Origin of the sequence: Pseudomonas sp. KBW05, assembly GCF_003852405.1 — a bacterium.
Classification (GTDB): domain Bacteria; phylum Pseudomonadota; class Gammaproteobacteria; order Pseudomonadales; family Pseudomonadaceae; genus Aquipseudomonas.
Window position 1 is genome coordinate 2,514 of sequence record NZ_QAJM01000004.1, and the last position, 12,614, is coordinate 15,127.

General features: G+C 56.0%; 8 protein-coding genes and 3 tRNA genes. All 11 read left to right on the forward strand.

What is annotated here, in order from left to right; genetic code table 11:
• The first annotated feature begins 23 nt into the window (after window positions 1-23).
• The 11 genes from DBR46_RS03720 (at window position 24) to rpoC (ending at window position 12,339) form a co-directional block, all read left to right on the forward strand.
• Window positions 24-97: transfer RNA gene (locus DBR46_RS03720), tRNA-Gly, on the forward strand.
• A 26-nt stretch (window positions 98-123) separates the two neighbouring features.
• Window positions 124-199 (forward strand) — tRNA-Thr (locus DBR46_RS03725).
• Between the two features lie 161 nt (window positions 200-360).
• Window positions 361-436 (forward strand) — tRNA-Trp (locus DBR46_RS03730).
• Between the two features lie 45 nt (window positions 437-481).
• Window positions 482-850, forward strand: a complete 369-nt coding sequence (secE, locus tag DBR46_RS03735; RefSeq protein WP_003194658.1) for a preprotein translocase subunit SecE — start codon at window positions 482-484, stop codon at window positions 848-850.
• Window positions 851-859: 9 nt separating this feature from the next.
• Window positions 860-1,393, forward strand: coding sequence for a transcription termination/antitermination protein NusG (nusG, locus tag DBR46_RS03740; protein ID WP_124525078.1), 534 nt, complete (start codon window positions 860-862; stop codon window positions 1,391-1,393).
• Between the two features lie 117 nt (window positions 1,394-1,510).
• Complete coding sequence (gene rplK / locus DBR46_RS03745) at window positions 1,511-1,942, forward strand: 50S ribosomal protein L11 (RefSeq protein ID WP_003210097.1); 432 nt, start codon at window positions 1,511-1,513, stop codon at window positions 1,940-1,942.
• Entirely contained in the window at window positions 1,942-2,637 is a 696-nt protein-coding gene (rplA, locus tag DBR46_RS03750) for a 50S ribosomal protein L1 (RefSeq protein ID WP_076964127.1), read from the forward strand. The genes rplK and rplA overlap by 1 nt, the downstream gene beginning before the upstream one ends.
• A 200-nt stretch (window positions 2,638-2,837) precedes the next feature.
• A complete protein-coding gene (gene rplJ, locus DBR46_RS03755) occupies window positions 2,838-3,338 on the forward strand; it encodes a 50S ribosomal protein L10 (protein ID WP_003232405.1) in 501 nt (166 codons plus the stop codon).
• A 78-nt stretch (window positions 3,339-3,416) separates the two neighbouring features.
• A complete protein-coding gene (gene rplL, locus DBR46_RS03760) occupies window positions 3,417-3,782 on the forward strand; it encodes a 50S ribosomal protein L7/L12 (RefSeq protein WP_017736673.1) in 366 nt (121 codons plus the stop codon).
• A 219-nt stretch (window positions 3,783-4,001) separates the two neighbouring features.
• Window positions 4,002-8,075, forward strand: a complete 4,074-nt coding sequence (gene rpoB, locus DBR46_RS03765; RefSeq protein WP_026136778.1) for a DNA-directed RNA polymerase subunit beta — start codon at window positions 4,002-4,004, stop codon at window positions 8,073-8,075.
• A 64-nt stretch (window positions 8,076-8,139) separates the two neighbouring features.
• The gene (gene rpoC / locus DBR46_RS03770; protein ID WP_017736671.1) at window positions 8,140-12,339 is read left to right on the forward strand and encodes a DNA-directed RNA polymerase subunit beta'; all 4,200 of its coding nucleotides are present in this window, start codon (window positions 8,140-8,142) and stop codon (window positions 12,337-12,339) included.
• The last annotated feature ends 275 nt before the right edge of the window (window positions 12,340-12,614 follow it).

The window sequence follows — 12,614 nt, forward strand, 5'->3', positions numbered from 1 at the left end:
TTTTAGCGTGAGCTGCAAGCTCCGCGGGTATAGTTTAGTGGTAGAACCTCAGCCTTCCAAGCTGATGATGCGGGTTCGATTCCCGCTACCCGCTCCAAGTTTGCAGGTTGTGCAATGTGTTTCGCTCTTGTAGCTCAGTTGGTAGAGCACACCCTTGGTAAGGGTGAGGTCAGCGGTTCAAATCCGCTCAAGAGCTCCATATAACAAGGCAGATATGAAAATATCTGCCTTTGTTTTAACAGCTGCCTCGGCTTGATTCTGTTTTTTCTGGCGCTTGTGTCAGGTGGTTTCAAGTCTGTTGGGGTTGGTTGTTGTAAAGTCTTTTTCAGGCCTGCATAATGGTCGGCCTGATTTTGTTTTAGGTCAGTAGCTCAATTGGCAGAGCGACGGTCTCCAAAACCGTAGGTTGGGGGTTCGATTCCCTCCTGACCTGCCAGATTCACGTGGTGTGTCTGGCTTTCTTTTCACAGGATCTTCATAGATGACTCCTAAGGCTGAAGCTCAAAGCTCTCGTTTCGATCTGGTCAAGTGGCTCGCTGTAGTTGCCTTGGTGGTCGTAGGCGTTGTTGGCAATCAGTACTATTCTGCTTCGCCGATCCTGTACCGCGTACTCGCTTTGCTTGCCCTTGCTGCTGTAGCTGCCTTTGTAGGCCTGCAGACTGCCAAAGGCAAGTCTTTCGCGGTCCTGGTAAAGGAAGCTCGCACCGAAATACGTAAAGTCGTTTGGCCGACTCGCCAAGAAACCACGCAGACCACATTGATTGTCGTGGCTGTTGTTCTGGTTATGGCGTTGCTGTTGTGGGGTCTCGATTCCCTGCTCGGCTGGCTTGTTTCCTTGATTGTTGGCTAAGGGTGTCCCGTGGCTAAGCGTTGGTACGTTGTGCATGCTTACTCGGGTTACGAGAAGCATGTTATGCGCTCTTTGCAGGAGCGCGTAAAGCTGGCAGGCATGGAAGAAGGCTTCGGCGAAATTCTGGTTCCCACTGAAGAAGTGGTTGAAATGCGGAATGGCCAGAAGCGCAAAAGCGAACGCAAGTTCTTCCCTGGCTACGTGCTGGTTCAGATGGACATGAATGAAGGTACTTGGCACTTAGTCAAGGATACCCCTCGTGTCATGGGTTTCATTGGCGGAACCGCTGATAAGCCTGCTCCGATCACCGATAAAGAGGCGGAAGCAATTCTGCGTCGTGTTGCTGATGGTAGCGACAAGCCTAAGCCGAAGACGTTGTTCGAGCCGGGTGAGGTTGTTCGTGTCACAGATGGTCCGTTTGCTGATTTCAACGGTACTGTCGAAGAAGTTAACTACGAAAAGAGCCGGATCCAAGTGGCGGTGCTCATTTTCGGTCGCTCTACTCCGGTAGAGTTGGAATTCAGCCAGGTCGAGAAGGTCTAGCTGAACAAGCATCCCAACCCCGCAGCCTTAGGCTGTGGGGTTTTGTCGTCACTGGGATAAACGCGCAAGTAACCGGGGAGCCTTTCGAGGCGCTTGAACCCGTAATTGGAGTGCCTCATGGCCAAGAAGATTACCGCTTACATCAAGCTGCAAGTGAAGGCCGCTCAGGCCAACCCAAGCCCACCCGTCGGCCCAGCTCTGGGTCAGCACGGCGTGAACATCATGGAATTCTGCAAGGCCTTCAACGCCCGTACTCAGGGTATTGAGCCAGGTCTGCCGACTCCAGTGATCATCACTGTATACAGCGACCGTAGCTTCACCTTCGAAACCAAGTCGACCCCGGCTTCGGTTCTGTTGAAGAAAGCTGCTGGTCTGACTAGCGGTTCCGCTCGTCCTAACACCGTTAAAGTCGGCACTGTAACTCGTGCTCAGCTGGAAGAAATCGCGAAAACCAAAAACGCGGATCTGACTGCAGCTGATATGGATGCAGCCGTGCGTACCATCGCCGGTTCTGCTCGTAGCATGGGCCTTAACGTGGAGGGTGTGTAATGGCTAAGCTGACCAAGCGCCAAAAGGCTATCGCCGGCAAAATCGAAGCAGGCAAGTCCTACAACTTTGTAGACGCTGCTGCCCTGCTGGCCGAGCTGTCGACTGTCAAGTTCAGCGAGTCTGTTGACGTTGCTGTAAACCTGGGTGTTGACCCACGTAAATCCGACCAGGTCGTTCGTAGCGCTACTGTGCTGCCACACGGTACTGGCAAGACTGTACGTGTAGCTGTCTTCACCCAGGGCCCGGCAGCTGAAGCTGCTCTGGCCGCCGGCGCTGATCGCGTTGGCATGGACGACCTGGCTGCCGAAATGAAAGGCGGCGACCTGAACTATGACGTCGTTATTGCTTCCCCGGATGCAATGCGCGTTGTAGGTCAGTTGGGTCAGATCCTCGGCCCACGCGGCCTGATGCCTAACCCTAAAGTCGGCACCGTAACTCCAGACGTAGCTACCGCGGTTAAAAACGCCAAGGCTGGTCAGGTTCGTTATCGCACCGACAAAAACGGCATCATCCACACCTCCGTTGGCAAAGTCGGCTTCGACGCCGTCAAGCTGAAGGAAAACGTTGAAGCCCTGATCGCTGATCTGAAGCGTATCAAGCCAGCTTCCTCGAAAGGTATCTACGTCAAGCGCGTTACCCTGAGCACCACTATGGGCCCAGGTCTGGTCATCGACCAAGGCTCGCTGGACGTATAAGACACAAATTGGCGCGAGCGATCGCGCCAATTGAAAAAATTGGGGTCCCTGCCTGGCGGGGGCTATCCAAGACCGTAGGCGACGCAAGTCTTAAACCATCAAGCCTACGCAGATGGTGCTCCCGGTTCCTTACCGAATCAGACACCAAAACGACATCCGGCTCCGGCCAGATGAAACGGTAACAAGCAGGAGTTAAACCCGTGGCAATTAATCTCGAAGACAAGAAGGCCATCGTCGCTGAAGTCAACGAGGCTGCCAAAGCTGCTCTGTCCGCTGTCGTGGCTGATGCCCGTGGTGTGACAGTAGGCGCTATGACCGGACTCCGTAAAGAGGCTCGTGAAGCTGGCGTTTACGTACGTGTTGTACGTAACACTCTGCTCAAGCGCGCTGTTGCTGACACTGAATACAGTGTTCTCAACGACGTGTTCACTGGCCCGACTCTGATCGCGTTCTCCAAAGATCATCCAGGCGCTGCTGCCCGTTTGTTCAAGGAATTCGCCAAGAGTCAGGATAAGTTCGAGATCAAGGCAGCTGCGTTCGAGGGCAAGTTCCTCGCAGCTAACCAAATCGACGTACTGGCAACACTGCCGACCCGCGACGAAGCCATTTCGCAGCTGATGAGCGTGATTCAAGGCGCTACCAGCAAGCTGGCTCGTACTCTGGCCGCAGTTCGCGAGCAAAAAGAAGCCGCCGCAGCCTAAGGCTGAACGACTTCTCTCGCGTATTTTTGTTTATTTCGATGGCCGTGTAGGCCGTCCCCCAATTCAGGAAATACAGCAATGTCTATCTCCCAAGACGATATCCTCAACGCCGTAGCTGAAATGTCGGTTCTGCAGGTTGTTGAGCTGATCAAAGCTTTCGAAGAAAAATTCGGCGTTTCCGCTGCCGCTGCTTCCGCTGGCCCAGCTGCTGCTGCTGCCGTTGTTGAAGAGCAAACCGAATTCAACGTCATGCTGACCGAAGCTGGCGAGAAGAAAGTAAACGTGATCAAGGCAGTACGTGAACTGACCGGTCTGGGCCTGAAAGAAGCCAAGGCTGTAGTTGACGGCGCTCCTGCCGTGGTTCTGGAAGCTGTGTCGAAAGACGCTGCTGACAAAGCCAAAGCTACTCTGGAAGAAGCAGGCGCTAAAGTCGAGCTGAAGTAAGCATCGACCTTGCGTCTCCAGCCCAAGCGTTAAGCTGAAGGCTGATGGCTGGTGGCTCTTGCCACCGGCCTTTTTCCGTTCTTGGCTGCCGACTAGGTCGCCGCCATTAACGCGCTGTAGCCACCCGAAGCGGTGGTGCAAACCAAGGGGTTTGCAAGATTTTCTGGCTGCTCCCGTCGGAGGGGCCAAACAAGCAGGTGACCAAGCTGGGGAACGCTGATGGCTTACTCATATACTGAGAAAAAACGTATCCGCAAGGACTTTAGCAAGTTGCCGGACGTCATGGATGTCCCGTACCTTCTGGCTATCCAGCTGGATTCGTATCGTGAATTCTTGCAGGCGGGAGCGACCAAAGATCAGTTCCGCGACGTGGGCCTGCATGCGGCCTTCAAATCCGTTTTCCCGATCATCAGCTACTCCGGCAATGCTGCGCTGGAGTACGTGGGTTATCGCCTGGGCGAACCGGCATTTGATGTCAAAGAATGCGTGTTGCGCGGTGTTACGTACGCCGTACCTTTGCGGGTAAAAGTCCGTCTGATCATTTTCGACAAAGAATCGTCGAACAAAGCGATCAAGGACATCAAAGAGCAAGAAGTCTACATGGGCGAAATCCCACTGATGACTGAAAACGGTACCTTCGTAATCAACGGTACCGAGCGTGTAATCGTTTCCCAGCTGCACCGTTCCCCGGGCGTGTTCTTCGACCACGACCGCGGCAAGACGCACAGCTCCGGTAAACTCCTGTACTCCGCGCGGATCATTCCGTACCGCGGTTCGTGGTTGGACTTCGAGTTCGACCCGAAAGACTGCGTGTTCGTGCGTATCGACCGTCGTCGCAAGCTGCCGGCCTCGGTACTGCTGCGCGCGCTCGGTTATACCACTGAGCAAGTGCTGGACGCTTTCTACACCACCAACGTATTCAGCCTGAAGGATGAAACCCTCAAGCTGGAGCTGATCGCTTCGCGTCTGCGTGGTGAAATTGCCGTCCTGGACATCCAGGATGAAAACGGCAAGGTGATTGTTGAGGCTGGCCGTCGTATTACTGCGCGCCACATCAACCAGATCGAAAAAGCCGGTATCAAAGAGCTGGAAGTGCCTCTGGACTACGTCCTGGGTCGCACCACCGCCAAGGTTATCGTTCACCCGGCCACAGGCGAAATCCTGGCTGAGTGCAACACCGAGCTGAACACCGAGATCCTGGCGAAAATCGCCAAGGCCCAGGTTGTTCGCATCGAGACCCTGTACACCAACGATATCGACTGCGGTCCGTTCGTCTCCGACACGCTGAAGATCGACTCCACCAGCAACCAATTGGAAGCGCTGGTCGAGATCTATCGCATGATGCGTCCTGGCGAGCCGCCAACCAAAGACGCTGCCGAGACCTTGTTCAACAACCTGTTCTTCAGCCCTGAGCGCTATGACCTGTCTGCGGTCGGCCGGATGAAGTTCAACCGTCGTATCGGTCGTACCGAGATCGAAGGTTCGGGCGTGCTGTGCAAGGAAGATATCGTCGCGGTATTGAAGACCCTGGTCGACATCCGTAACGGTAAAGGCATCGTCGATGACATCGACCACCTGGGTAACCGTCGTGTTCGCTGCGTAGGCGAGATGGCCGAAAACCAGTTCCGCGTTGGCCTGGTACGTGTTGAGCGTGCGGTCAAAGAGCGTCTGTCGATGGCTGAAAGCGAAGGCCTGATGCCGCAAGACCTGATCAACGCCAAGCCAGTGGCTGCGGCGGTGAAAGAGTTCTTCGGTTCCAGCCAGCTCTCGCAGTTCATGGACCAGAACAACCCGCTCTCGGAAATCACCCACAAGCGCCGCGTTTCTGCACTGGGCCCGGGCGGTCTGACCCGTGAGCGTGCTGGCTTTGAAGTTCGTGACGTACACCCGACGCACTACGGTCGTGTTTGCCCGATCGAAACGCCGGAAGGTCCGAACATCGGCCTGATCAACTCCCTGGCTGCCTATGCGCGGACCAACCAGTACGGCTTCCTCGAGAGCCCGTACCGTGTGGTGAAAGACGCCCTGGTTACCGACGAGATCGTGTTCCTGTCCGCCATCGAAGAAGCTGATCACGTGATCGCTCAGGCTTCGGCCACGATGAACGACAAGAAAGTGCTGGTCGACGAGCTGGTAGCTGTTCGTCACTTGAACGAGTTCACCGTCAAGGCGCCGGAAGACGTCACCTTGATGGACGTATCGCCGAAGCAGGTAGTTTCGGTTGCTGCGTCGCTGATCCCGTTCCTGGAACACGATGACGCCAACCGTGCGTTGATGGGTTCCAACATGCAGCGTCAAGCTGTACCGACCCTGCGCGCTGACAAGCCGCTGGTAGGTACCGGCATGGAGCGTAACGTAGCCCGTGACTCCGGCGTTTGCGTCGTGGCTCGTCGTGGCGGCGTGATCGATTCCGTTGATGCCAGCCGTATCGTGGTTCGTGTTGCCGACGACGAAGTTGAAACTGGCGAAGCCGGTGTCGACATCTACAACCTGACCAAATACACCCGCTCGAACCAGAACACCTGCATCAACCAGCGTCCGCTGGTGAGCAAGGGTGATCGCGTTCAGCGTAGCGACATCATGGCCGACGGCCCGTCCACCGATATGGGTGAGCTGGCTCTGGGTCAGAACATGCGCATCGCGTTCATGGCATGGAACGGCTTCAACTTCGAAGACTCCATCTGCCTGTCCGAGCGTGTGGTTCAAGAAGACCGCTTCACCACGATCCACATCCAGGAACTGACCTGTGTGGCACGTGACACCAAGCTTGGGCCTGAGGAAATCACTGCAGACATCCCGAACGTGGGTGAAGCTGCACTGAACAAGCTGGACGAAGCCGGTATCGTTTACGTAGGTGCTGAAGTAGGCGCAGGCGACATCCTGGTCGGTAAGGTCACTCCGAAAGGCGAGACCCAACTGACTCCGGAAGAAAAACTGCTGCGTGCCATCTTCGGTGAAAAAGCCAGCGACGTTAAAGACACCTCCCTGCGCGTGCCGACTGGCACCAAAGGTACTGTCATCGACGTACAGGTCTTCACCCGTGACGGCGTTGAGCGTGATGCTCGTGCACTGTCCATCGAGAAGACCCAGCTCGACGAGATCCGCAAGGATCTGAACGAAGAGTTCCGTATCGTTGAAGGCGCGACCTTCGAACGTCTGCGTTCCGCTCTGGTAGGCCACAAGGCTGAAGGCGGCGCAGGCCTGAAGAAAGGTCAGGACATCACCGACGAAATCCTCGACGGTCTTGAGCACGGCCAGTGGTTCAAACTGCGCATGGCTGAAGATGCTCTGAACGAGCAGCTCGAGAAGGCCCAGGCCTACATCGTTGATCGCCGCCGTCTGCTGGACGACAAGTTCGAAGACAAGAAGCGCAAACTGCAGCAGGGCGATGACCTGGCTCCAGGCGTGCTGAAAATCGTCAAGGTTTACCTGGCAATCCGTCGCCGCATCCAGCCGGGCGACAAGATGGCCGGTCGTCACGGTAACAAAGGTGTGGTCTCCGTGATCATGCCGGTTGAAGACATGCCGCACGATGCCAATGGCACCCCGGTCGACGTCGTCCTCAACCCGTTGGGCGTACCTTCGCGTATGAACGTTGGTCAGATCCTTGAAACCCACCTGGGCCTCGCGGCCAAGGGTCTGGGCGAGAAGATCAACCGTATGATCGAAGAGCAACGCAAGGTCGCTGACCTGCGTAAGTTCCTGCACGAGATCTACAACGAGATCGGCGGTCGCAACGAAGAGCTGGACACCTTCTCCGACCAGGAAATCCTGGATCTGGCGAAGAACCTGCGCGGCGGCGTTCCAATGGCTACCCCGGTATTCGACGGTGCCAAGGAAAGCGAAATCAAGGCCATGCTGAAACTGGCAGACCTGCCAGAAAGCGGCCAGATGCAGCTGTTCGACGGCCGTACCGGCAACAAGTTCGAGCGCCCGGTTACTGTTGGCTACATGTACATGCTGAAGCTGAACCACTTGGTAGACGACAAGATGCACGCTCGTTCTACCGGTTCGTACAGCCTGGTTACCCAGCAGCCGCTGGGTGGTAAGGCTCAGTTCGGTGGTCAGCGTTTCGGGGAGATGGAGGTCTGGGCACTGGAAGCATACGGTGCTGCTTACACTCTGCAAGAAATGCTCACAGTGAAGTCGGACGATGTGAACGGTCGGACCAAGATGTACAAAAACATCGTGGACGGCGATCACCGTATGGAGCCGGGCATGCCCGAGTCCTTCAACGTGTTGATCAAAGAAATTCGTTCCCTCGGCATCGATATCGATCTGGAAACCGAATAACACGTGACGCGAATCGAGAGCGGGGCTGTTTAGCCCGCTCTCTGCTCCGCCAGGAGGAAAGGCCTTGAAAGACCTACTGAATTTGCTGAAAAACCAGGGTCAAGTCGAAGAGTTCGACGCCATCCGTATTGGATTGGCATCGCCTGAGATGATCCGTTCGTGGTCGTTCGGTGAAGTTAAAAAGCCGGAAACCATCAACTACCGTACGTTCAAACCTGAGCGTGACGGCCTGTTCTGCGCCAAGATCTTTGGCCCGGTAAAGGATTACGAGTGCCTGTGCGGTAAGTACAAGCGCTTGAAGCACCGTGGTGTGATCTGCGAGAAGTGCGGCGTTGAAGTTGCGCTGGCTAAAGTTCGTCGTGAGCGCATGGCGCACATCGAACTGGCTTCGCCGGTTGCCCACATCTGGTTCCTGAAATCGCTGCCGTCCCGTATCGGCTTGCTGATGGACATGACCCTGCGTGATATCGAACGCGTTCTCTACTTCGAGAGCTATGTCGTTATCGATCCAGGCATGACTACCCTTGAGAAAGGTCAGCTGCTGAACGACGAGCAGTACTTCGAAGCGCTGGAAGAGTTCGGCGACGATTTCGATGCCCGCATGGGTGCCGAAGCTGTCCGCGAGCTGCTGCACGCTATCGACCTGGAGCACGAGATTGGCCGTCTGCGCGAAGAAATTCCGCAAACCAACTCCGAAACCAAGATCAAGAAGCTGTCCAAGCGTCTGAAGTTGATGGAAGCCTTCCAGGGTTCCGGCAACTTGCCAGAGTGGATGGTGCTGACCGTTCTGCCGGTTCTGCCGCCAGACCTGCGTCCGCTGGTACCGTTGGACGGTGGTCGTTTCGCGACGTCCGACCTCAACGACCTGTACCGCCGTGTGATCAACCGTAACAACCGCTTGAAGCGCCTGCTTGATCTGTCCGCTCCGGACATCATCGTGCGCAACGAAAAGCGTATGTTGCAAGAAGCTGTCGACGCCTTGCTCGACAACGGTCGTCGTGGCCGCGCTATCACAGGTTCGAACAAGCGTCCTCTGAAATCCCTGGCTGACATGATCAAGGGTAAGCAAGGTCGTTTCCGTCAGAACTTGCTCGGTAAGCGTGTTGACTACTCCGGTCGTTCGGTAATTACCGTAGGCCCGACCCTGCGTCTGCACCAGTGCGGTCTGCCTAAGAAGATGGCACTTGAGCTGTTCAAGCCATTCATCTTCGGCAAGCTGGAAATGCGCGGTCTCGCGACCACCATCAAAGCCGCCAAGAAAATGGTCGAGCGCGAACTGCCAGAGGTTTGGGACGTTCTCGCTGAAGTGATCCGCGAACACCCGGTTCTCCTCAACCGTGCACCGACCCTTCACCGTCTGGGTATCCAGGCGTTTGAACCGGTACTGATCGAAGGTAAGGCTATCCAGCTGCACCCTCTGGTCTGTGCTGCGTACAACGCCGACTTCGACGGCGACCAAATGGCCGTGCACGTACCGCTGACACTGGAAGCCCAGTTGGAAGCGCGTGCGTTGATGATGTCGACCAACAACATTCTGTCGCCAGCCAACGGTGAGCCAATCATCGTTCCGTCGCAGGACGTTGTATTGGGTCTGTACTACATGACCCGTGAAGCGATCAACGCCAAGGGCGAAGGTCGTGTCTTCGCTGACCTGCAGGAAGTTGACCGTGTGTTCCGTGCCGGCGAAGCCGCACTGCACGCCAAGGTCAAGGTGCGGATCAACGAAACCGTCAACGACCGTGATGGCGGCAGCGTGAGCGGCACCCGTATTGTCGACACCACCGTCGGCCGTGCGCTGCTGTATCAAGTTGTGCCAAAAGGTCTGTCGTACGACGTCGTCAACCTGCCGATGAAGAAAAAGGCGATCTCCAAGCTGATCAACCAGTGCTACCGCGTGGTTGGTTTGAAAGAGACCGTGATCTTCGCTGACCAGTTGATGTACACCGGTTTTGCTTATTCGACCATTTCCGGCGTTTCCATCGGTGTTAACGACTTCGTTATCCCGGATGAAAAAGCCCAGATCATCGGTGCTGCTACCGATGAAGTGAAAGAGATCGAAAGCCAGTACGCTTCCGGCCTGGTAACCCAGGGCGAGAAGTACAACAAGGTAATCGACCTTTGGTCGAAGGCGAACGACGAAGTTTCCAAGGCGATGATGGCCAACCTCTCGAAAGAGAAGGTTATCGACCGTCACGGCGTGGAAGTCGATCAAGAGTCCTTCAACTCGATGTACATGATGGCCGACTCGGGCGCACGGGGTTCTGCTGCGCAGATCCGTCAGCTCGCCGGTATGCGTGGCCTGATGGCCAAGCCGGACGGTTCCATCATCGAAACGCCGATTACTGCGAACTTCCGTGAAGGTTTGAGCGTACTTCAGTACTTCATCTCCACTCACGGTGCTCGTAAGGGTCTTGCGGATACCGCGTTGAAAACCGCTAACTCCGGTTACCTGACTCGTCGTCTGGTAGACGTTGCACAAGATCTGGTTGTAACCGAGATCGACTGCGGTACCGAGCACGGCCTGCTGATGACTCCGCACATTGAAGGCGGTGACGTTGTAGAGCCGTTGGGTGAGCGCGTACTGGGTCGAGTGATCGCCCGTGACGTATTCAAGCCAGGCACCGAAGAAATCATCGTTCCTGCCGGTACTCTGGTGGACGAGAAGTGGGTCGAGTTCATCGAACTCAACAGCATCGACGAAGTGATCGTTCGCTCGCCGATCAGCTGCGAAACCCGCTACGGCATTTGCGCCAAGTGCTACGGCCGTGACTTGGCTCGTGGTCACCAGGTGAACATCGGTGAAGCGGTCGGCGTTATCGCTGCCCAGTCCATCGGTGAGCCAGGTACCCAGCTGACCATGCGTACGTTCCACATCGGTGGTGCGGCAAGCCGGACCTCCGCAGCTGACAGCGTTCAGGTGAAGAATGGCGGTACCGTCCGTCTGCACAACCTGAAGCACGTTGAGCGAGTGGATGGCCACCTGGTTGCTGTGTCCCGTTCCGGTGAGCTGGCAATCGCTGACGACTACGGTCGTGAGCGTGAGCGTTACAAGCTGCCGTACGGTGCTGTGATTTCGGTTAAAGAAGGTGACAAGGTCGACGCTGGCGCAATCGTGGCCAAGTGGGATCCGCACACTCACCCAATCGTTACCGAAATGAAAGGTACCGTGACCTACGTGGGCATGGAAGAAGGCATCACGATCAAGCGTCAGACTGACGAATTGACCGGTATGACCAACATTGAAGTACTCGACGCGAAAGATCGTCCAGCTGCCGGTAAAGACATCCGTCCTGCCGTGAAGATGGTCGATGACAACGGCAAGGACTTGTTGCTGCCAGGCACTGACGTAATCGCTCAGTACTTCCTGCCAGCCAACGCCCTGGTCGGTGTAGCGGATGGTGCGAAGATCGCGATCGGTGATGTTATCGCGCGTATCCCGCAAGAAACTTCGAAAACTCGAGACATCACCGGTGGTCTGCCGCGTGTTGCCGACTTGTTCGAAGCTCGTCGTCCGAAAGAAGCGTCGATTCTGGCTGAAGTCAGCGGCACCATCGCGTTCGGTAAAGAGACCAAGGGCAAGCGCCGTCTGGTCATTACCCCGAACGACGGTAGCGATCCGTATGAAGAGCTGATTCCGAAGTGGCGTCACCTGAACGTCTTCGAAGGCGAACAGGTAAACCGCGGCGAAGTTATCTCCGACGGCCCGAGCGATCCACACGACATCCTGCGTCTGCTGGGTGTGAGTGCGCTGGCCAAGTACATCGTGAACGAGATCCAGGACGTTTACCGTCTGCAAGGCGTGAAGATCAACGATAAGCACATCGAGACCATCCTGCGTCAGATGCTGCGTAAAGTTGAAATCGCTGAATCCGGCGATTCCAGTTTCATCAAGGGCGACCAGATGGAACTGACTCACGTACTGGTAGAAAACGAGCGCCTGGCGAACGACGAGAAATTCGTTTCCAAGTTCACTCGCGTGCTGCTGGGTATCACCAAGGCGTCGTTGTCCACTGAGTCGTTCATCTCGGCGGCCTCCTTCCAGGAGACCACTCGCGTACTGACCGAAGCAGCGGTAACCGGCAAGCGCGACTACCTGCGCGGCCTGAAAGAAAACGTGGTTGTGGGTCGTTTGATCCCGGCTGGTACCGGTTTGGCTTACCACAGCGAGCGCAAGCGCCGCCGTGATGCTGACAAGCCGCTGCGCGTAAGCGCCAGTGAAGTGGAAGCTGCACTGACCGAAGCGCTGAACTCAAGCGGTAACTGAGTTCTGCGATAAATAAGTCTGGGCCCTGGCAGCCCCCATTCGTCGGATCGAGGCAGTAATGCCCCGGTTCGATGAGAGGGGAGGTCGGGGCCTTGCCTTGACTGGGGGCAAGATCCTCTTTAGACTCTTGTACCCCTAAATTTGGCGGGAATTCGTTCCTGCCATTTTGCTTTTCTTGCAAGACAATAGCGTCGCAAGACAACAGTGGAGCTAGTAGATGGCAACTATCAACCAGCTGGTACGTCAGCCGCGTAAGCGTATCGTCGAGAAATCCG

What these genes read in the sequence shown, in the direction of transcription:
- rplK (WP_003210097.1), top strand. Translation starts at nt 1,511, where the DNA reads ATGGCCAAGAAGATTACCGCTTACATCAAGCTGCAAGTGAAGGCCGCT.
- rpoB (WP_026136778.1), top strand. Translation starts at nt 4,002, where the DNA reads ATGGCTTACTCATATACTGAGAAAAAACGTATCCGCAAGGACTTTAGC.
- rplA (WP_076964127.1), top strand. Translation starts at nt 1,942, where the DNA reads ATGGCTAAGCTGACCAAGCGCCAAAAGGCTATCGCCGGCAAAATCGAA.
- rplL (WP_017736673.1), top strand. Translation starts at nt 3,417, where the DNA reads ATGTCTATCTCCCAAGACGATATCCTCAACGCCGTAGCTGAAATGTCG.
- secE (WP_003194658.1), top strand. Translation starts at nt 482, where the DNA reads ATGACTCCTAAGGCTGAAGCTCAAAGCTCTCGTTTCGATCTGGTCAAG.